Below are 21,505 nucleotides of genomic sequence, written 5' to 3'. Positions count from 1 at the left end.
CAAGAACAAGGAAGCCCCTCATGTCCGCGATCATGTTTCAAGGAACCGGTTCCAATGTCGGCAAATCGATGCTGGTGGCCGGATTCTGCCGCTATCTGACTCAACAGGGTCTGAAGGTTGCTCCCTTCAAGCCGCAAAACATGTCGAACAATGCGGCCGTCACCCACGAGGGCGGGGAGATTGGTCGGGCGCAGGCCATGCAAGCACTGGCCTGTGGACTGGAGCCAAGCATCCATATGAATCCGGTCCTGCTCAAACCGCAAAGCAACATCGGCTCTCAGGTGGTGGTACAGGGCAAATCCATTGGTCAGATGATGGCCCGCGATTACGCGGCCAACAAGCAGAAATTGCTTACATCCGTGATGGAATCCTACAACATCCTCAAATCCCAAGCCGACATTGTGGTGGTGGAAGGTGCGGGCAGCGCTTCGGAAGTCAACTTGCGCGCGGGCGACATCGCCAATATGGGCTTTGCTGCCGCTGCCCAGTTGCCGGTCATCCTGATTGGGGACATTGATCGTGGCGGCGTCATAGGCTCGCTGGTCGGCACCGAGCGCATCGTCACCGATGAGGATCGTGCCCTGATCAAGGGATATGTGATCAACAAATTCAGAGGCGATCCGACCCTGTTTGATAGCGGCCTTGATATCGTTACCAAAGAAACAGGTTGGCCGGATTTCGGTGTGTTGCCATGGTTCGATTTGGCAGGACGCCTGCCTGCTGAAGACAGCGAGGATCTCTCCCGCGACGCCGCCGCTGCAAAGCGCGATGGTCGGCTGAAAATCGCTGTTCCCGTGCTGCCCCGTATCGCCAATTTCGATGATCTGGATGCCCTACGCACAGATCCAGCCATTTCAGTGGAAATGATCCGTCAGGGCCAGACCATCCCGGTTGATGCGGACCTGATTATCCTGCCGGGCTCCAAAACCACCATCGATGATTTCAAGGCAATGCAGGCCGAGGGATGGGATATCGACATCAAGGCTCATGCCCGCCGTGGTGGCTATGTACTGGGCCTGTGCGGTGGCTATCAGATGCTGGGAAAGGTTATCCGCGACCCTGAAGGCATTGAGGGCCCGAAAGGGGCTGTCTGTGAAGGTCTCGGCCTTCTGGACATCGAAACCAACATGGCTGCAGAAAAGCGCACCGTACAAGTGACTGGTCACCATGCCGCCAGCGATCTGCCGATGCATGGCTATGAAATCCATATTGGCAGCAGTGACGGCCCCGACCGCGCTCGCCCGATGTTCCGCATTGAAGGCAAGGAAGAGGGCGCCATTTCTCGCTCCGGCCGCATCATGGGCAGTTATGTCCACGGCCTGTTCAATCAGGATGACTTCCGCAAACATTTCCTCACCCAGCTTGGTCATGAGGCAAGCAGCCATTCTTATGAAGCGATGGTCGAAGACACCCTTGACGCCTTGGCCGATCACATTGGCAAGCATCTGAAGGTCGACGGCCTGCTGGATGTCGCAAATAGAGGCATCTAGCCCCGCAAGAGAAAACAAAAAGAGCGCCAATCAGGCGCTCTTTTTGTTTGCATTTGCTTCGAATTGGGCTGTCAAAGAAGACAAAAACCGGCAATCGCTGCAATGGCCAGAAACTGGACGATCAGACTGGAGCGATAGAGCCGCAAGGCATCGCCGACTTCCACTGGGCCGATATCCACCCGGCCGCCATCATTGACAAATGGCTCGTCAACCAGCTTGCTGCCATAATAACGCGGGCCCGACAGGGCAATATCCAACCGCCCTGCGGTCGCCGATTCCGGCCAGCCGGCATTCGGTGAGCGATGCTTCGGTGCGTCCCGCTTGATCGCCGCCCAGACAGCACCAACGCCCATCGCCGCCCGCCCGCCAACCGGATGAAAGGGCGATAAGAGCAGCAACAACATGGTCAACCGCGCAGGCATCAGATTAAGCAGATCATCCAATCGCGCCGATGCCCATCCGAACCAAAGATAACGGTCATTCTTGTGGCCAATCATGCTGTCGGCTGTGTTGACGATTTTGTAGGCCACCAACCCGGGAAATCCGAACAGAGCGAACCAGAAGACAGGTGCGACAATGCCATCGGAGAAATTCTCCGCCAAGCTCTCAATGGCTGCACGGGCAACCCCGTCTTTTTCGAGGAACTTCGTCTCGCGCCCAACGATCATCGACACTGCCTGCCGCGCGGCGATGATGTCACCATCCTCAAGCGGTTTCTGCACCGCAAGAACATGATCATACAGGCTCTTTTGAGCGATGAGCACAGAGCTGACCAGAGCCAGCACGACACCTCCGAAAATTCCGAGCGATAGGAGGCTTTCTTGTAGAAGCCACGCCAACGCTGTACCACCCGCGAACAGGACGATGATCACCATCAATCCTGTGAGACGCCCGACAAAGGGGCTTTGTTCGGATGGGTGATTGAACAGTCGATCGCACAGGCCGATTGCCTTGCCAAACCAGACAACCGGGTGAGGGAACCGCGCCCACACCCAGTTCGGTTCACCCAGCAGGGCATCAATCGCAAGGGCAACGAGAAGAACAAGGAGGATTTCAGGCCCGAACGCAATCACCGGATGCTCGCCACGTCCAATGCTGCGTCGAGACGATCCAGCATCGCCTGATCCGTCGGAACACCAAAGCGGATATAGTCCGGATTGTAATCGAAGACGCGGGTCCAGATTTTTTGCTCGGCCAGTTTTTCATGCAGATCGCGTGCATTCTCTTTGAGAACCAGCCGGAACAACGGCGTACCTCCGGCGACATAGTATCCGCGTTTCTTCAGAATCGCATCAAGCTTCTCCGAGAAGTCGATCAGATTGCGGCGTTGCTCATCCTGCCATTTCACATCGCGCAAGGCTTGCCGACCGATGCGCAGGGCAGGGGTTGAGACGGCCCATGGGCCGAGCATGTCACGGATCTTGCTAATATGCGTTTCATGTCCCACCAGAAAACCGAGGCGCAAACCGCCAAGACCGAAAAACTTGCCGAATGATCGCAGCACCACGACATTGGGCATATCGGACAAGCGATCAACAACACTATTTTCCGGAGTCAGATCGGCAAAAGCCTCATCAACGATCAACAAACCTCGTTGCTTGCGCAACTTCTCGGCAATTTCAACCAGCGCATCCGGCGGCAACTTGCGTCCATCCGGGTTGTTCGGGTTGACCACCAAAAGACAATCGCCCGGGAAGAATTCCTTTGGCATTTCTTCAACCATGGCGACATCAACGCCTGCGCGCGCCATGGCGCGCTGATGCTCACTGTAGGTTGGCCCAAGAATGAGACAACTCTGGTTGGTGCCAAGCAGAACCGGCATCGCCTGAATCAAAGATTGCGTGCCGGGGGACGCAACGACCGAGATTTCATCGGGCACCTTATAGGCGGCTCGCGCGGCGGCAAGGCACTCAACCAGATCACTCTGATTGGGCAGGGCACCGATATCGGCAATCGCCTGTGGGCCATCAAATGGATAGGTGATCTGGTTGATGCCGCTGGACATATCCAGCCACTCTTCACGGGTCCCACCATACTTGGCCATGGCAGCGGACAAGTCTCCGCCATGCATCATAATATTGTCGTCACTGGCAACCATATCAACACTTCCATGTTCGAGGAGAAGCACGCTTAGCACATAGACTTTTTATCTAAGGGATGCAAACTATACGCGACGTCCGTTTGGTTAGTCCGCAATCGGAAAAACGCCCAAATCCTGTCTTTTCCGGCCAACACTATTCCAAAAGAGCAGGTCCGAGTTGATTGTTTCCACCGCGCAATTTACAAGACTGCACCACAAGATGGAAATCAGCATGACAATTAAAGACCTCATCGCCCGCAAGAATGCCTGGATAGACGAGAACCGCACAGGCGACCTACAGACAGCAAGGCGTCACAAGGACGCATCACTAGCCATTGCGGGCCAATATCGGGCCTTCGAGCGGATCCGCAAACAGCTTTTCAAGGGAAGCGTGATACGCGAACGGTTGGATGAGGTCGAGTTGTGCATTCTCGATGCACTTGTGGAATCCGGCCTCGCCGATCCATTGTCAAATGGCTGTTATCGGGCGGCAAGCGCGGAAAGCCGCCGTTATATTACCGGTGGCTGGTTGGAAGAAATCGCCTGTCTGGCAGCCCTTGAGGCCGGTGCAGATGAAGCGCTCTATAGCCAGCAGATATCATGGCAAAGCGATGGTTATTGGGGCGAGAATGAAATCGACATACTTGCACGCTTTGGCGATCGCCTCGCCTTCTATTCCTGCAAGGCTTATGGCGCCACCTATCGGCGCAAAAACGACCGCAGCCGCAAGAAACTGATGGAAGCGTTACATGAGGCCGACAATTTGGCCGACCATTTCGGCACCCCGAATGCCTTTGTCGGTCTTATCCTCTCGACCGATTTGTATGACGAATACAACAAGCGTCCAAAATATGAAGCTCTGTTCGGCAAGGCCAAGGCTTTGCATGTTGATCTGATTACTCTTGAAGATCTGAAATGGGAAAAACTTGTCAGCGCCATGGGGCGAGCCGGTCAAACGTAAGCCTCTAGCTGACTATTTACCTATAAGTAAAAACCACTATTCAAGTCCTTCCCAGTAATTCAACTAGCCGCCTTTCGCAGAAGTTACATATTTTTTAAAAGTATGTAAGAAAAATGTGAGAAGACATTGATTGAAGCCGTTGCTAGTTTATTTGCGAAACAGAATATCCTGCGGAGTTGCTTCAATTGGAACACCAAAGGTACTTTGCCAAAGGGGAGCCAGCGAGGTGGATCAATCCAGTGAGAAGCAGCGTCTTGAAGATCTCAAACACTATGCCTTGCTCGACTCTGCGCCGGAAGAATCTTTTGATCGCATTACCCGCATCGCAAAGAAAGTCTTCGGCGTTCCTATTGCGCTGATATCTCTAGTCGACGAGAATCGGCAATGGTTCAAATCACGCCAGGGGCTTGAGACTTGCGAAACCCCACGTGACATCTCCTTCTGTACCCACGCCATTGAAAAGAACCAACCTCTCATCGTCCACGATGCCAGTGAGGACCCGCGCTTTAGAGACAGTCCCCTGGTAACAGGCGATCCCAACATCCGATTCTATGCAGGCATCCCGTTGCGCTCGCCCAAGGGTTTCAATCTCGGCACTTTGTGCGTCATGGACCAGCAACCCCGCATAGCATCGCTGGAGCATATCGAAATCCTGCGCGATCTGGCCCGTCTGGTGGTAGACGAGATAGAACTCCGCGCTTTGGCGGCCTTTGACTGCCTTACAGGGATGCATCGACGCACCAAATTCATGGAAGTTGCGGAAACGGAATTGCAGCGCGCGACTCGTTACGGCTCCAACTTCAGCATCTTGATCTTCGACATCGACCATTTCAAAACCATCAATGACACGCATGGTCACGCCGCCGGTGACCTCGTGCTGCAAAAAGTTGCTGAAATCTGCAAAGCGAATCTCCGGTCCGTCGATATCGCATCGCGCTTTGGAGGGGACGAGTTTGTTGTTTTGCTACCGGAAACGAATTTGTCGGATGCCCGCGTGATCGCTGAGCGGCTTCGCCACCAGTTCGAAACCTGCCAAATCGAAGAAGGGGGCCATATCATGCAATTTACGACCAGCTTTGGCCTTGCAGATCACGCAAACTCGGACCTTAAGACCATCAACGCGATCCTGAATGAAGCCGACGACTACCTGTATGAAGCCAAGACCAACGGCCGCAACAAGGTGCTGACGTCAACGGCATAACCCGCGCCGAGATTCAAAATTCAATTATATGAGAAGAGGTTGGAGGCTCGAGCCGGAATCGAACCGGCGTACACGGATTTGCAATCCGCTGCGTCACCACTCCGCCATCGAGCCATCCATGCGTGTGGTGCATGGTCAATAGCAAAAGCCGTTGCCGCACTCAAGTCAATATCCACCACATTTTGATTTTTTTGTGAAGGCCGGGTGACACAGGCCCACTGGCACGTCAGTCTATGGATTGATTTTAAACAACAATGCTTGCAACTCGCGGTCAGCGGGCCTATGGAAAATACTCATAAGAGTGTCTAACATGCCCAGCATGTGCGACCAGCACCGGTTGCCTTGCCATCGGACCCAAGCACTGATCAGCAACGTGAGGAATGCGCCATGAACAAATTTCGACAAGCGCGTGAGCAAATGGTCGATAATCAGGTACGCACCACCGACGTCACCGACTATAATGTTCTGGACGCTTTCCTGACTGTACCGCGCGAATTGTTTGTGCCCTCAAAGAAACGATCTTTGGCCTATTCGGACGCTGACATCGAAATCGACAATGGCAGAATCCTTACCCAACCGTCTCCTTTGGCAAAATTGTTGCAGCTTGCAGACATCTCATCCGACGATCTGGTTCTGATTATCGCGTCGAATTCCGGCTATTCAGCAGCGCTTGCCTCTCGGTTGGCCAACACGGTGGTTGCGGTTGAAAATAACGACGATCTAACCCAACAGGCCGAAACTGTCATTTCGGAACTTGGATATGACAATGTTGCCATGATTTCCGGTCATCTGAAGGAAGGGGTGCCGACGCAAGGGCCTTATGATGTGATTCTCATCGAAGGCACGGTCGGCGAAGTGCCGCAAACCTTGCTGGATCAGCTCAAGGATGGTGGCAAGCTTGTCACCGTCGAAGGCAACGCACGTCGTGCGGAAGCCATCAAGATCCTTCGCACTGGCGACCACTTTTCCCGCATGTCCGCCTTTGACACCAACGCACCAATTCTCCCGGAATTCGTCAAGGAAGACGCTTTCGTCTTTTGATCAATCGCATACTGAGCAAAGACCCCAAGCCTCATCGTCGGCAACAATCTCCATACAACTGATGGACTTTGTTGCAGCTGCTATATTCAATTTTGCAAAACTTATCCCGCATCCAAGACTGCATAGCCTGCATGATTGTTGCCAGAAAGCAGCATTAAAGATTTTTTAACCATTAACCGAATTCTTCCGCTTTGCAAATTCGACTCAACCGATTATGTTCCAAGCAAAATTTGGCAGATGGGTGCCGTAAGAAAGTATGTTCTCCAAGCGCCAGCAATGGGGAATTCCAGATTTTTATGCCGCCACCACCCCAAAGTGGCGCGCTGGAAGAGACTAGATTATTGAAACAAGGTGGCTTGAAACCCGGAGAAACCGGGACGCAGGTCGCTGAAGTAGGAGTATTGGGTGTGGTTTGCCTTCGAACACTGACGCTGAGCGCCGCCACGGCGCTGCTATTCTCCCTCAATCCGGCGTCTGCTGAAACGCTCTCTCAAGCATTGTCGTTGGCCTACAACAACAATCCCACCCTGAATGCAGCCCGGGCTGAGTTGCGTGCAACAGACGAAAATGTTCCACAAGCAAAATCAGCCTATCGCCCGACCGTTAACGGCACGGCATCGGCCACCCGTTCTTGGTCCGAGCGCGAATATCTTTCCGGCTCTGCCCGCAACACACAGTCCACTTCTACCAGCCTCGGTCTTCAGGTTCAGCAGATCCTGTATCGCGGCAATCGCACCAAAAATGGCGTTGCCCAAGCGGATGCTGCCATTCAGGCCGCCCGCGAAGGCCTGAAGTCGACGGAACAATCGGTCCTGTTCGACGTTGCCACCGCTTACATGGACATCCTGCAAAATCAGGCAATCCTCGAGTTGCGCAAACAGAATGTGGCCTTCCTGCGTGAACAGGCCCGCTCGGCGCGCGACCGTTTTGCCGTTGGTGAAACCATCAGCACAGATGTCAGCCAAGCCGAAGCCCGTCTGTCCGGCGCTATTTCTCAGGTCAGGGTCGCCGAAGCCAATCTGGCAACCAGCCGCGCTACCTATCAGATGCTGGTCGGCAAAAAGCCCGGCAACCTGACCACCGGCTTTGCGGTCGACCGCCTGTTTCCGAAAACCCTTCAGGCAGCGATCGGGCAAGGCATCAACAGCCACCCATCCGTTTTGGCCTCGCAATATAATGTCGACGTCGCGCAGTTGGCGGTCAAAATCGCCGAAGGCGCGTTGTTGCCAACCGTTTCTCTGAGCGGCAACGCCAGCCGCAACTGGAGCAACAACAACTCCAACACCAATGTTTCGGGTTCGACCAATTCGGCCTCGATCACCGGTCAGGTCTCCATTCCCTTCTATCAAGGCGGGGCTGCGCATTCCAAAGTGCGTCAGGCAAAAGAAACACTTGGCCAACGTCGCATCCAGCTTGATCTGGCGCGCGATCAGGTGCGGGCAAACATTGTGTCGTCCTGGAGCCTGTTGGAAGCAACCATTCCGCAAATTGCAGCCGCACAGGCGCAGGTCAAGGCATCCCAGCTGGCAACCCGCGGTGTGATCGAAGAGCAGAAAGTCGGACAACGGACCTTGCTTGATGTCCTGAACTCTCAGGCCGAATTGATCGATGCGCGCATTGCTCTGGTGCAGGCACAGCGCGGACGCATTGTCGCTTCCTTCCGAGTTGCCTCCTCTGTCGGCAATCTCAGCGCCTCCAATCTGGGGCTGAAAGTCGCAACCTACGATCCAGCTGCACACTATACCGCAGTGAAAGACAAATGGTTCGGTCTGCGCACGCCAGACGGTCGCTAAGCCAATTGGTTAGCGTCTCCAATCACTAGCTGACAAAAAGGCCCGGCATGACCGGGCCTTTTTTTTGTAAGTCTGAAACAGAATAAGAAAAGGGGCCTCCATGAACGGACACCCCTTGCAAGAATATTTCGTTTCACAAGAAAAGAATATCATTCAATCAATGGAAACAAATCCTCTGTTGGTGATTGACTCGATAAGCATCACGAGCGCACGCTCCACCGTGGCCGCACGCACATTTGCACGATCCATTGCAGAGAATATCCGTCGCTCATGGCGCTGCTCCTTGCCTTTGCGTGACAGAGCAAAATGCACAAGACCGACAGGCTTTTCGGGCGTTCCACCATCAGGCCCGGCAATGCCAGTCACCGCAATTGCGATATCCGCATTCGATTTTTCCAGCGCACCATCTGCCATTGCACGAGCAACTTCTTCACTCACGGCTCCCAATTTGTCGATCAACCCGGCATCCACACCAAGCATTTCAACCTTGGCCTCGTTGGAATAGGTGACAAAGCCACGATCCAGAACGGCCGATGCACCCGCAACCTCGGTCAAGGTCGCGCTAACCAAGCCGGCCGTGCAAGATTCTGCAGTGACAATTTTGATTTCATTCCTGATGGCGAATTTGATGGCCTCCTTGGCCATCTCTGTGGCGACCGAATGCGCGTACATGGCTTGATCCTTGACTGAGTGATTGCAACTTGGGATAGCTACCCATCCGGCCGCATTATAGATCAGGATCCGGCAAATGTATGCAAGCACTTGCCAGTGCCGCAACACCCTCTTTTCTGCCAGTAAAACCAAGGCGTTCGCTTGTGGTTGCCTTGACGCTGACCCGCCCAATTGCGATCTCGCAGATGTCGGCAATCGTGGTGCGCATTGCCGGACGATGCGGACCAATTTTCGGCGCCTCGCAAATGACTGTCAGGTCAATATTGCCAATCTTGCCACCCAGCTCACGCACACGTCGTACCGCATCCTTGAGAAACAAATCAGACGGAGCCCCTTTCCACTGTGGGTCCGATGGCGGGAAATGTGTGCCGATGTCACCATCAGCGATCGCTCCGAGGATCGCATCCGTGATCGCGTGCAGGCCAACATCAGCGTCTGAATGCCCTTTCAGCTTCCTGTCATGCGGAATTGAGACGCCGCCAATGATCACGGCATCCCCGTCATCGAACGCGTGAACGTCATAGCCGGTGCCTAAGCGAATATCCGTCAGTGGAGCAGAAGAGCCCTGTTGGGTGGATGAGGTGCGTTCACGCATTGTCTTGTCAGCCATATCGAGATCTTCCGGATTGGTCAGTTTGATATTCTTTGAGCTGCCTTCAACGATCCAGACGCGCTCACCCGCCCATTCAGCGACCGCAGCATCATCCGTGAAAGTGAGATCATGTTGTTCGCTCGCCGCCTCATGGGCCGCAAGAATGAAGGGATAGTCAAAGCCCTGTGGTGTCTGCGCGGACCATAGAGCGGTGCGATCAATTGTCGCGGCAATATAGCCAGCGCCATCAATCTGTTTGATCGTATCGGTCACCGGACTGGCAACCAGACAAGCCTTGTGACTGGCAAGGGCATCAAGGCAACGCTCAAGAGTGTCGCCGGTCACAAAGGGCCTCGCTGCATCATGGATCAACACCTTGTCGGGCTGATGGGCCTCTAGAGCACGCAGTCCATTCAGAACCGACGCCTGCCGCGTTGCGCCGCCCATCACCGGAGCACAGAATTTCGCGCGCTCTGACGCTGACAAAGAGGAGAAAGCCGCCGCGTAGAGCGCTTCATCGCCTTCGGCAATCACGACCAGCGCCACGTCAATCACAGTGCTTTTGGCAAACACATCCAGCGTGTGGGCCAGCACCATTCTGCCCGCAACTTCGACATATTGTTTGGCTACCTGATCTTCAGGTCGGCGTGCACGACTGCCAGACCCTGCGGCGACAATGATGGCGGCTGACGTCATTTCGGAGCCTTTTCCGGTTTATGAATTCTTCCCAGCTGCTTTCAAACATATTAGACGAGGGGTCAAGGTGCTTTCTGGGGCTTTTGGGTGCAAAGGGTGTGAATGACTAAATATTGACCATCGAATTAGCTTGCACATTTATTAGGCATCTTTATACTGAGCTCCAATTGTAGCTGTATCAAGAGAGCTTTATGACGACTGCACCCCTCCATTCTGCCGCAAATCCACTGTCCATCGGATCGGTAACGGTACCAAACGCCGTTTTTCTGGCTCCGATGTCAGGCATCACGGATTTGCCATTCCGGGAGATCGCAAGGCGATTCGGGGCAGGGCTTGTGGTCTCCGAGATGGTCGCAAGCAAAGCGTTCGCTGTCGGCAAGGAAGAGATGCGTCTGCGAGCCGAAGGGCAGGGCATGGACATTCATGCGGTACAGCTGGCAGGCAACCGCCCCGATTGGATGGCCGAAGCTGCCAAAATCAGCGAAGGGGCAGGGGCCTCCCTCATTGACATCAATATGGGTTGCCCGGCCAAGAAGGTCATTTCCGGTTATTCCGGCTCGGCTTTGATGCGCGATCTCGATCAGGCCCTGAGTCTGATTGATGCCGTGGTGGAAGCCGTCGCAGTCCCCGTAACGGTCAAGATGCGCCTCGGCTGGGATGTTGACAGTCTGAACGCACCAGAACTTGCCGCTCGTGCTGAACAGAGCGGCGTGGCTCTGGTAACCGTCCATGGCCGCACCCGCAATCAATTCTACAAAGGCAATGCTGACTGGTCTGCCATCAAGGCGGTAGCGGATGCCGTCACCATTCCGCTCATTGCCAATGGCGATGTGCTCGATGAGAGCGACGCGCCCGACATTCTCCAACAATCCGGCGCAGACGGGCTGATGATCGGACGTGGCGCCTATGGTCGCCCTTGGCTTCCCGGCCACATTGCGCACTATCTGCACACTGGCTCGCGCCGGAGCGCACCTGAAAGCACAGCTCTGCTTGAGCTGATCTGCGAGCATTATGACCGGATGATCGACTATTACCCGGATGTGGTCGGTGTGCGCTGCGCCCGCAAGCATCTGGGCTGGTACATGGATACTGTGACCGAGCAGACAGACCTTAGCGGTTCACTCGCGGCACAACTGAGAAAGAGAATTTTAACAGCCGACGATCCGAAAGAGGTCCGCGCTGGCTTGCGCGACTTTTTCAGCGTGGCTGCAGAGAGGCAGGTTGCATGAGTGAGAGACAAAAGAGCCCGAATCCGACAGAAGTGCCTTACCAGTCAATGATGAGCGCCTTGCCGCATCCTGTCATCATGGTCGATGAGGACAGTTTTGTCATTGCAGCCAACGACATGGCACAGTTCTTCTTCCAGTCAAGCGCAACCTATCTGGCCCGACACAAATTGTCAGATCTTCTGCCCTTTGGCAGTCCGGTGCTGGCATTGGTAGAACAGGCCCGTGACCGGTTGGCTCCGGTCAATGAATATCGCGTCGACATCTCCAACCCGCGCATCGGTGTCGATAAGGTTGTCGATGTCTATGCCGGTCCGGTGCAAGACCGCACTGGCGCGGTCGTGGTGATGCTGCATGAACGCTCGATCGCCGACAAAATGGATCGCCAACTGACGCACCGAGACTCCGCCCGCTCGGTCACCGGGCTTGCCGCCATGCTGGGCCATGAGGTCAAGAACCCGCTTTCGGGCATCCGTGGCGCCGCCCAATTGCTGGAAAGCTCAGTCTCGGATGCAGACCGCGCCCTGACGCAACTGATCACCGAGGAAACCGACCGCATCGTGCGCCTGATTGATCGAATGGAAGTCTTTTCCGATCAGCGCCCGGTAGAGAGGGAAGCGGTCAACATTCACGTCGTTCTTGATCGGGTCAAGCAATTGGCGCACGCCGAGTTTGGGGACAAAATCCGCCTCACCGAGCATTATGACCCGTCCCTGCCTGCCGTTTATGCCAATCAGGATCAACTGGTTCAGGTCTTCCTGAACCTTGTCAAGAATGCTGCCGAAGCGATCCTTGATACGCAGGATCCGGAAATCGAGCTGACCACAGCATTCCGCCCCGGCATCCGCATACAGGTGCCGGGTTCTGCAGAGAAGACCTCTCTGCCATTGGAGATCTGTGTCAAAGACAATGGACCCGGCATCCCGAAAGAAATCGAGGATTGCCTGTTCGACCCGTTTGTTACTTCCAAGACCAACGGATCCGGCCTTGGATTGGCGCTGGTTGCCAAATTGATTGGCGACCATGGCGGCGTCATCGAGTTTGACACTGCAGGCCGCCATACCGTTTTCCGCGTCATGCTGCCCACCAGCGACGAAAGCCATTCATAGGAGTTTGGACCATGAGCAAAGGGACAATCCTTCTTGCCGACGACGATACTGCAATCCGCACAGTGCTCAATCAGGCCCTGTCCCGGGCAGGTTACACGGTGCGGCTGACCTCCAACGCCACCACTTTGTGGAGCTGGATTTCACAAGGCGAGGGCGATCTGGTGATCACCGATGTCGTGATGCCGGATGAGAATATTTTTGACGTGCTGCCGCGCATCAAAAAGGCAAGACCGCATTTGCCGGTCATCGTCATGAGTGCTCAAAACACCTTCATGACCGCCATTAAGGCCTCTGAGCGCGGCGCTTATGAATATCTCCCCAAACCTTTCGATCTGAAAGAACTGATCAATATTGCCGGTCGCGCACTGTCTGAGCCACGCCCCAGCCTGCAGGTTTCCGAAGAGGATGGGATGGACATTCCTCTGATCGGCCGGTCAGCCGCGATGCAGGACATCTACCGCATGCTGGCGCGCCTGATGCAGAACGACCTGACCGTCATGGTCACCGGCGAAAGCGGCACCGGCAAGGAACTGGTCGCCCGCGCCCTGCATGATTATGGCAAGCGCCGCAAAGGTCCGTTCGTTGCCATCAACATGGCGGCCATTCCCAAGGATCTGATCGAGTCCGAGTTGTTCGGCCACGAAAAAGGCTCCTTCACCGGCGCCCATGGCCGCTCGGCAGGCAAGTTCGAAATGGCCGAAGGCGGCACCCTGTTCCTTGACGAGATCGGCGACATGCCGATGGAGGCGCAAACCCGTCTGCTGCGTGTCCTTCAGCAGGGCGAATATACCACGGTCGGCGGTCGTACCCCGATCAAGACCAATGTTCGCATTGTCGCCGCCACCAACAAGGATCTTCAGTCTCTCATTCATCAGGGGCTGTTCCGCGAAGATCTGTTCTTCCGTCTCAATGTTGTCCCGATGCGCTTGCCGCCTCTGCGCGAACGCTCTGAAGACATCAAGGATCTGGTCCGCCACTTCTTTGCCATTGGTGAACGCGAAGGCCTGCCGGTCAAACAACTCCAGCCAGAAGCCCTCGACGTCATGCTGCGCTATCGCTGGCCGGGCAACGTGCGAGAGCTGGAAAATCTGGTGCGGCGTCTTGCAGCCCTCTATCCGCAGGAAACCATCACCAGTGTTCAGATTGAAAATGAACTCAATCAGATCAGTCTGACTTCGGAAATCCAGCCAGAACAGAAGGTTCAGAGTCTGTCCGGCGCGATGGAATCCTATCTGGAACAACTATTCAAGGAATATGGTGACAGCCTTCCCCCTCCGGGCCTTTATCATCGACTGCTACGGGAAATCGAGTTTCCCCTGATTTGTGCGTCTCTGGCTGCAACCAAAGGCAACCAGATCAAGACTGCCGAGCTCCTCGGGCTGAACCGCAACACCTTGCGCAAGAAGATAAAAGACTTAGAAATTCAAGTCGTTAGAGGAGCCTGATACATTATTCGAGCTCTTTGACACACAACATCTGTGACTTTTCCGACACAGTTTCTCCGTTGACCATGGACAGGCCCTCCAAGACCTGTCACATTTAGGCAACAATTCAGAGGAATAGAAAGGGCCTGCTTCTTCCAAAAGCCAGGCCCTTTGCGAAGGAAACGCCGCGCGTGTCGAGTATGTCTCATAACGAACCCAAACAAAAAGCCTCCTTGTGGCGTGACCCGTTGGATACACTGACCGACAATATCAGCGTCAGCGCCAACCAATCGGACAAGCGTAGCTGGTCGCGCATCGCCGGCTTGATCATGGTCATTCTGGCCGTGCTGTCCGGGATAGTTTCTTTCGTCATCCTGCTGGGTCTTACATCCATTGAGCCAACCGAGCAGGTCATCGGCATTGCAATGATCATCAACGGGGTCATGCTGGTGTTGCTGACCCTGATGATCGGTTGGGAAGCAACTCGAATGCTGTGGGCGCGCCAGAAGGGCCGCGCCGGGGCAGGGCTTCATATCCGGGTGATGGGCCTGTTCGCTTTGGTGGCAGCGGCCCCGACCATTCTGGTGGCCATTTTTGCCTCTATCACACTTGATCAGGGCCTTGATCGCTGGTTCTCGTCGCGCACGCTGGCCATCATCAACAGCTCAAAAACAGTTGCCGATGCTTACAATCAGGAGCATGCCCGTGTTCTGCGCAACGAGCTGCTCGGCATTGGTCGTGTGCTGAATGAATCCGAACCCTATTTTCTGTTGGCAGAAGACCGCTTCAGGGCAATCTTTGCGCGTCAAACCCGTATTCGTGGCATTCCGGCTGCTTTTGTGGTGGACGGCGAGGGAACGGAAATGATGGCCTCACCAAGTCGCCTCAATCAGCCGGTTCCCAGAATGCCAACCAAAGATTTGCTGGAACAGGCCCGCAGTCAGCCCGTATTGATCGCGTTGGGCGAGTCCAACCTCGTCGCCGGCATCATGCGGCTGGATGAGTTTAGCGATGCCTATCTCTTCATTGTGCGCGTGATTGATCCGGTGGTGTCGAACTTCCTGCGCATGACATCGGAGAATGTGCAGGAATATCAGGCATTTTTTGAAAGCCGCTCGAGCATCCAGACCGCCTTTGCCATTCTGTATGTTGGTGCGGGATTGATCATCCTGCTCTCCACCACATGGTTCGCCATTGGCTTTGCCAACACCCTTGTTTCGCCCATCCGGCGCTTGATTTCGGCGGCAGAAAGCGTCCGCAACGGCGATCTATTCGTTCAGCTGCCGATCGATCAGCGTTCGTCTGATTTCAGCAACCTCAACAACACCTTCAACACCATGACCATGGAGCTGCGGTCCCAGCGGGATGAGTTGATTCTCGCACGCGACGCGATGGATGCCCGTCGACGGTTCACCGAAGCCATGTTGCAAGGGGTCAGTGCCGGTGTCATCGGTGTCGATGCGACTGGATTGATTACCCTTGCCAATCCGTCGGTTCAGGACTTGCTCAATGCAAGGGAAAGCGATCTTCTCGGGGAGGATTTGCGCAATGTCTTGCCCGAGATCGCTCCGCTGGTTGAAGGGGCCGAAAGCAAAATCGGGGCGCACAAGGAAGAACAGGTCGCCATTGTGCGCGACGGCATAGAACACGCCATGCGCGTCCGCGTCACCTCGGAACGCGGCGAAGAAGATGTGCATTCCTATGTCGTTACCCTCGATGACGTGACCGATCTCGTATCTGCCCAACGGTCAGCTGCATGGGCAGATGTCGCTCGCCGCATTGCCCACGAAATCAAAAACCCGCTGACACCCATCCAATTGTCAGCCGAGCGCCTCAGACGACGCTATGGCAACAAGGTGGCGGAAGATGACCGCAAGGTGTTTGACCAATGCGTGAACACCATCGTGCGTCAGGTTGGCGATATCGGCCGCATGATCGATGAATTTTCCTCCTTTGCCCGCATGCCCAAACCGGTATTCGAGCCCGGAGACCTGTCCGAAGTGATCAAGCAATCGGTCTTTCTGATTGAGGTGGCCAATCAGGATATCACTTTTAACACAGACATACCGGAGAAGATGCCCGGATCATTTGACCAAAGGCTTCTGTCGCAAGCGGTTGCCAATGTGGTCAAGAATGCCACGGAAGCGATTGGCAGGAGCGAGGACAAGGCAACCTGTCCCGGCCAGATCACCGTCTGCGGTAAAGAAGATGCGGACGCCTATTGCGTTCGGGTGATCGACAATGGTGTCGGCTTGCCAAGCTCCAACCGACAAATGTTGCTCGAGCCCTATATGACGACGCGTGAATCCGGCAGTGGTCTGGGATTGGCGATCGTAAGAAAGATCTTGCAGGAGCATGGCGGATCTATTCATTTGCGCGATGCACAGGAAGTGTCTGATTTTGCGAGTGGTGCCTGTATCGAAATGCGGGTGCCAAAGGTCGCGGAATATCAGGATGAAGGCGCTGACGATGGATCGGAGGCAAACTACAATTCCGGATTGGGATTGCCAGCCAGCCCTGCAACCAAGACAAGTGAAGGAGAATGACCATGACGGCCGATATTCTCGTTGTTGACGATGAAGTGGATATTCGCGAACTGGTAGCGGGCCTTCTGGAAGATGAGGGTTATGAAACCCGCATGGCGGCCCATAGCGACGAAGCGCTCGAATTGATTGAGAAGCGACGTCCATCACTGATATTCCTTGACATTTGGCTTCAAGGATCGCGACTGGATGGCCTCGCCCTGCTCGCTGTCATCAAGCAGAAACATCCGGAGCTGCCAGTGGTCATGATCTCTGGTCATGGTGGCGTCGAGACTGCGGTGGCAGCCATCAAACGTGGGGCCTATGACTTCATCGAAAAGCCCTTCAAGGCTGACCGGCTGATACTGGTTGCTGAACGCGCCCTCGAGGCTTCGACTCTGAAACGGCAGGTCAAGGATCTGAAGTCTCGTTCTGGCGACACAACCAAGCTGGTTGGTTCGTCCAGCGTCATGAATCATCTGCGCCAGACCATCAACCGCGTTGCCCAAACCAACAGTCGGGTCCTGATTTCGGGCCAGTCCGGCTCCGGCAAGGAGCTGGTCGCACGCTGCATCCATCAACAATCCCACCGCGCCGACAATGCCTTTGTGGCTTTCTCTCCCATCCAGTTCAATGACGAAGATCTCGAAATCGCGCTGTTTGGTACCGAAGCCGATGGCACCAGCGCCCGCAAGATTGGCGTGCTGGAAGAAGCCCATGGCGGCACCATCTATTTTGAGGAAATCGCGGATCTGCCAAGCGAAATCCAGAGCAAACTGACCCGTGTTCTGACAACCAGCAAGTTTATTCGCGTCGGCGGACAAAAGCCGGTGCAGGTCGATATCCGCGTCATATCCTCCACCGCCCGCAACATGCAAAGCATGGTTGAGGAGGGGCACTTTCGCGAAGATCTATTCCATCGTCTCAATGTGGTTCCGCTCTCTGTTCCAGCCTTGGCAGACCGCCGTGAGGATATCCCGGAACTGGTTTTGCATTTCATGGAAATGCTCTCCTCCACCTCTGGCCTGCCAGCCCGCAGGATCGGTGAAGACGCCATGGCGATTTTGCAGGCGCATAACTGGCCGGGCAACATCCGTCAATTGCGCAACAATATCGAGCGTCTGCTGATTCTCACCAAAGGCGACGAACAAGCCATCATTACCGCCGATCTTCTCCCCTCGGAAGTCGGAGAAACCGCGCCCAGTGTGCCGGGCAGCGGCGAAGCGGGCGAGCAAATCATGTCTCTGCCACTGAAGAAAGCCCGTGAGGTGTTTGAACGGGAATATCTCAAAGCCCAGATAGCGCGCTTTGGCGGCAATGTCTCAAGAACCGCAGAATTTGTTGGCATGGAACGATCCGCTTTACATCGAAAACTCAAGAGTCTGGGTGTGGTTTAGCGTTTGCACAGCCAGAGCGAAAGCAAATGGCATCCCGGTCATGCACGGAATTGAACCTAGGCATGCGTTTAAGAGATTGGGCTGAATGACAAAATATGCCATAAAGCAGGCTCGACAAGACTTTGTGGCAGGACCAGTTGCATGGTGAAGGGTAGGGCAGTGCTTTGGCTGACACCTTCCAACATGCAAAATAAATAGAAGGCAATCGGCTATGAAAGTGGTGATTTGCGGCGCGGGGCAGGTTGGCTATGGCATCGCCCGGCATCTGGCATCCGAGCAGAATGACGTCACGGTCATTGACAGCTCACCCGCTCTGGTTTCTGCCATTCGCGACTCTCTCGACGTCCGAGGCTATGTCGGTCACGGCGCACATCCCGACGTGCTCGCCCGTGCCGGAGCAGATGAAGCCGACATGATCATTGCAGTCACCCTGTATGACGAGGTCAATATGGTTGCCTGTCAGGTTGCGCATTCAATTTTCAATGTTCCGACCAAAGTGGCACGTGTCCGCGCGCAATCCTATCTGGAAAAACACTGGGCTGATCTCTTCTCGCGCGAACATCTGCCAATCGACGTGATCATTTCACCAGAGGTGGAAGTGGGCGAAATGGTTCTTTCGCGCATGGCGATGCCAGGAGCCGAAGACACCGTCCGTTTTGCCGATGGTGAGGTCCTGATGATCGCCATCGAATGCTCCGAAGAATGCCCTGTTGTCGACACACCCTTGCGACAGCTGACCGAACTGTTCCCGGATTTGAACGCAGTCGTTGTCGGTATCCGGCGCAACGCCACCCTGTTTGTGCCGCACGCCGAGGATCAGATGCTGGCGGGTGACCGCGCCTATGTGGTTGTTGAACGCGAACAGGTCTGGCGTACATTGAGCATTTTCGGACATGAAGAAGGGCAGGCCAATCGCGTGGTCATAGCAGGCGGGGGCAATATTGGCCGCTATGTCGCCCTGGCCATCGAGGAACGGCGCAACCGCACGCGCGCCAAGGTGATTGAGCTTAATCGCGACCGCGCCATCAAGATTGCCAACGATTTCAACGATACGATCGTGTTGCAGGGCAGTGCACTTGATCGCGACATTCTCAAGGAAGCAGACATTCGCGACACCGACACATTGATCGCCCTAACCAACAACGATCAGGTCAACATTCTGTCCTGCGCCATGGCCAAACGCATGGGCTGCAAGCGCACCATGGCACTGCTCAATGATTCTCACTATCCGGATCTCGCTTATGATCTAGGGATTGATTCCTACGTGAATCCGCGCTCCGTTACCATCTCCAAGATCCTGCAGCATATGCGCCGGGGTCGCATTCGAGGCGTTCATGCGGTAGAAGATGGGGCCGCGGAAGGCATCGAGGCCGAAGCACTCGAAACGTCACCACTGGTAGGCCGCCCGTTGCGCAGTGTCGAGTTCCCCGACGGGGTTCGCGTTGGTGCCATCTATCGCGACGGCAAGGTGCTATCCCCCAATGGAGACGTCTCCATACAGGCCGGCGACCGTGTGATCCTTTTTGCTCTCGCCGATCGCGTTAAGCAGGTGGAGCTTTTGTTCCGCGTCAGCTTCGAATTCTTCTGATTCCGACGGATATCGAGACCCATGATCGCGATCCTCTATTTCCTGTCGATTTTGCTTGGCGCCCTAGGCGGGTTAATGCTGCCTACGGCCCTTGTCGCCTTGAGCGCAGGAGATAGCGAACTGGCAGGATCCTTCCTGCTGACATCCGGCCTGACCGGTTTTTTCTCTGGCGGGGTCTATTTCGCCTTGCGCGGCCACAAGAAGGAACTGGTCAACGCCCAGACCTTTTTGCTGTGTGTGCTGGCATGGTTCGGCCTGCCATTGGCCGGGGCCTTTCCGTTTGTCATTTCCGGTCAACTCAACGGCATCGATTCCTTGTTTGAAGCTGCGTCCGGGTTGACCACGACGGGTTCAACTATGTTTCGCAGCCTAGCCGATGTACCAACTGCAATGATTTTTTGGCGGGCGATCTTGCAATGGTTCGGCGGGCTTCTCACCCTGTTGAGCTTTTTGCTCATTCTGGCCCCGAGTGGCATCGGCGGCTTGCCCAATCAGCAGGTTGGTGTGATCGAACGCAATCTTGGCGATGATGCGGGGCGTCTGCTTTATGTGGTGCGCCAAATTGCGGCAGCCTATTCGGTTCTCACACTCACGCTCGCCTGGTTGCTGATCATTGCCGACATTCCCCCTTTTGATGCTATCTGTCTCGCCTTTTCCACTCTGTCGACTGGTGGTTTCATGCCAATTGACGGAACACTGGCAGAATATGACAATCGACTGGCGGAACTGATCATCGCAATGGGCATGATCATAGGCTCAACCAGCGTGCTCTGGCATCGAATGGCGGTACGCGGCAAGTTCCCGTTGCTGCGGGAGCATATGGAAAGCATAGCCATGCTGGTGTTGGTGCTTAGTCTGGGCTTGCTTTATTCCATTGTCTTGTTCCGCTTGGCAGGCAGTGCCTCCGTCTTGCCGCCATCATCGGCGCTGCGTCAGGGTTTCTTTGCCGCCATTTCGCTCATTTCTACCTCGGGCTTCGAACTGCGCCATGCCGACGTCACCGTCCTGCCAAGCCTGCTCGTCATCTGTGTCGCCTTGGTTGGTGCCACACCATTTTCGACCGCAGGCGGTTTGAAACTCTATCGAATCGGCGCGATGACCCTTCAGGCAATGAGCGAAATTAGCCGTCTCATTCATCCCTCATCAGTGCAAGGAGGCAGGATTGGCCGCAGTGCCTTTACTGTCCGATTGCTCAAGGCAATCTGGTCCTCTTTCCTGTTGTCGATGATTTTGATTGCCGTGGTTGCCGGCATGGTGACCTATGACATTGGTCACTTCGATGGCGGTCTTGTCGCTGCCATCTCCAGTTTTTCCAACATCGGCCCCCTCTATACAACGGGCTGGAGTCAGGTGGGCGCTTGGCCGGCCTATTACGACATGGATTTGATTGTCAAATATGCCCTGATTGTCACGATGGTTCTCGGGCGCATCGAAATTATTGTCTTGCTTGGGGCGTTAAATCTGAATTTCTGGCGTCGTTAGGACGAGATATAGTGCAACCCTGTGCATCTCAAACGCCAATACTAGCAACGCATTCATCTTTCAACGCATTTGCAAGGCTTTAGACTTGTCAAAAGTGAATATTTATAACAATTGTCGCTTGGCAATCGAACGGATATGGTTAAACTGTAAAGAATCGGTCCCTAGAACCGTTTTAAAACGCTAAATTTGCAGCAGCATGGCATGTGTGGGGATGTTGTGCTGTGTGCTCGG

16 protein-coding genes and 1 tRNA gene are annotated in these 21,505 nt (G+C 54.9%); 12 read left to right on the top strand and 5 right to left on the bottom strand.

Annotation, left to right across the window (positions count from 1 at the left end; genetic code table 11):
- The first annotated feature begins 20 nt into the window (after nt 1–20).
- Nucleotides 21–1,490 carry a cobyric acid synthase gene (locus FDK21_RS06105; RefSeq protein WP_138147803.1) on the top strand — a complete coding sequence of 490 codons (1,470 nt, stop codon included), beginning with the start codon at nt 21–23 and terminating at the stop codon, nt 1,488–1,490.
- Nucleotides 1,491–1,561: 71 nt separating this feature from the next.
- Here FDK21_RS06105 and cbiB read toward each other — a convergent pair whose 3' ends face one another.
- Together cbiB and cobD are read right to left on the bottom strand one after the other, a co-directional pair.
- Nucleotides 1,562–2,563, bottom strand: a complete 1,002-nt coding sequence (cbiB, locus tag FDK21_RS06100; RefSeq protein ID WP_246657494.1) for an adenosylcobinamide-phosphate synthase CbiB — start codon at nt 2,561–2,563, stop codon at nt 1,562–1,564.
- The gene (gene cobD / locus FDK21_RS06095) at nt 2,560–3,588 is read right to left on the bottom strand and encodes a threonine-phosphate decarboxylase CobD (RefSeq protein WP_245418381.1); all 1,029 of its coding nucleotides are present in this window, start codon (nt 3,586–3,588) and stop codon (nt 2,560–2,562) included. The genes cbiB and cobD overlap by 4 nt, the downstream gene beginning before the upstream one ends.
- A 214-nt stretch (nt 3,589–3,802) precedes the next feature.
- Between cobD and FDK21_RS06090 the strand changes: the two genes are divergently transcribed.
- Nucleotides 3,803–4,531: a hypothetical protein gene (locus FDK21_RS06090; protein WP_138147802.1), complete on the top strand. Its 729-nt coding sequence runs from the start codon at nt 3,803–3,805 to the stop codon at nt 4,529–4,531.
- A 226-nt stretch (nt 4,532–4,757) separates the two neighbouring features.
- The gene (locus FDK21_RS06085) at nt 4,758–5,732 is read left to right on the top strand and encodes a sensor domain-containing diguanylate cyclase (protein ID WP_114008676.1); all 975 of its coding nucleotides are present in this window, start codon (nt 4,758–4,760) and stop codon (nt 5,730–5,732) included.
- A gap of 40 nt (nt 5,733–5,772) precedes the next feature.
- Here FDK21_RS06085 and FDK21_RS06080 read toward each other — a convergent pair.
- Nucleotides 5,773–5,846 (bottom strand) — tRNA-Cys (locus FDK21_RS06080).
- Nucleotides 5,847–6,119: 273 nt separating this feature from the next.
- Here FDK21_RS06080 and FDK21_RS06075 point away from each other — a divergent pair.
- Both FDK21_RS06075 and FDK21_RS06070 read left to right on the top strand, forming a co-directional pair.
- Complete coding sequence (locus tag FDK21_RS06075) at nt 6,120–6,773, top strand: protein-L-isoaspartate O-methyltransferase (protein WP_114008677.1); 654 nt, start codon at nt 6,120–6,122, stop codon at nt 6,771–6,773.
- Between the two features lie 341 nt (nt 6,774–7,114).
- On the top strand, nt 7,115–8,566 hold the full coding sequence (locus tag FDK21_RS06070) for a TolC family outer membrane protein (RefSeq protein ID WP_245418382.1): 1,452 nt from the start codon (nt 7,115–7,117) through the stop codon (nt 8,564–8,566).
- Between the two features lie 153 nt (nt 8,567–8,719).
- Here the strand turns inward: FDK21_RS06070 and FDK21_RS06065 are convergent, their stop codons facing one another.
- Both FDK21_RS06065 and FDK21_RS06060 read right to left on the bottom strand, forming a co-directional pair.
- Nucleotides 8,720–9,211 (bottom strand): CinA family protein, encoded by a 492-nt coding sequence (locus FDK21_RS06065; protein WP_171021977.1) that lies wholly within the window; start codon nt 9,209–9,211, stop codon nt 8,720–8,722.
- 82 nt (nt 9,212–9,293) lie between these two features.
- On the bottom strand, nt 9,294–10,526 hold the full coding sequence (locus tag FDK21_RS06060; protein WP_138147800.1) for a bifunctional 2-C-methyl-D-erythritol 4-phosphate cytidylyltransferase/2-C-methyl-D-erythritol 2,4-cyclodiphosphate synthase: 1,233 nt from the start codon (nt 10,524–10,526) through the stop codon (nt 9,294–9,296).
- A 191-nt stretch (nt 10,527–10,717) separates the two neighbouring features.
- Between FDK21_RS06060 and dusB the strand changes: the two genes are divergently transcribed.
- From dusB to FDK21_RS06025, 7 genes are all read left to right on the top strand, one after another.
- Nucleotides 10,718–11,755 carry a tRNA dihydrouridine synthase DusB gene (gene dusB / locus FDK21_RS06055; RefSeq protein ID WP_138147799.1) on the top strand — a complete coding sequence of 346 codons (1,038 nt, stop codon included), beginning with the start codon at nt 10,718–10,720 and terminating at the stop codon, nt 11,753–11,755.
- Nucleotides 11,752–12,861, top strand: a complete 1,110-nt coding sequence (locus FDK21_RS06050; RefSeq protein WP_114008682.1) for a nitrogen regulation protein NR(II) — start codon at nt 11,752–11,754, stop codon at nt 12,859–12,861. Before dusB ends, FDK21_RS06050 begins: the two co-directional genes overlap by 4 nt.
- 11 nt (nt 12,862–12,872) lie before the next feature.
- Complete coding sequence (gene ntrC / locus FDK21_RS06045; RefSeq protein WP_114008683.1) at nt 12,873–14,306, top strand: nitrogen regulation protein NR(I); 1,434 nt, start codon at nt 12,873–12,875, stop codon at nt 14,304–14,306.
- 179 nt (nt 14,307–14,485) lie between these two features.
- The gene (locus FDK21_RS06040) at nt 14,486–16,831 is read left to right on the top strand and encodes a PAS domain-containing sensor histidine kinase (RefSeq protein ID WP_246657513.1); all 2,346 of its coding nucleotides are present in this window, start codon (nt 14,486–14,488) and stop codon (nt 16,829–16,831) included.
- A gap of 2 nt (nt 16,832–16,833) precedes the next feature.
- Nucleotides 16,834–18,204 (top strand): sigma-54 dependent transcriptional regulator, encoded by a 1,371-nt coding sequence (locus FDK21_RS06035; RefSeq protein ID WP_138147797.1) that lies wholly within the window; start codon nt 16,834–16,836, stop codon nt 18,202–18,204.
- A gap of 211 nt (nt 18,205–18,415) precedes the next feature.
- A complete protein-coding gene (gene trkA / locus FDK21_RS06030) occupies nt 18,416–19,792 on the top strand; it encodes a Trk system potassium transporter TrkA (protein WP_114008685.1) in 1,377 nt (458 codons plus the stop codon).
- A 21-nt stretch (nt 19,793–19,813) separates the two neighbouring features.
- Nucleotides 19,814–21,274 (top strand): potassium transporter TrkG, encoded by a 1,461-nt coding sequence (locus tag FDK21_RS06025; protein ID WP_138147796.1) that lies wholly within the window; start codon nt 19,814–19,816, stop codon nt 21,272–21,274.
- Nucleotides 21,275–21,505: the final 231 nt, after the last annotated feature.

This window comes from Cohaesibacter sp. CAU 1516, from assembly GCF_005771485.1.
GTDB classification, from domain to species: Bacteria; Pseudomonadota; Alphaproteobacteria; order Rhizobiales; family Cohaesibacteraceae; genus Cohaesibacter; species Cohaesibacter intestini.
Note: the sequence above shows the minus strand (reverse complement) of the source record. Positions and strands in the feature narration are given on the sequence as shown.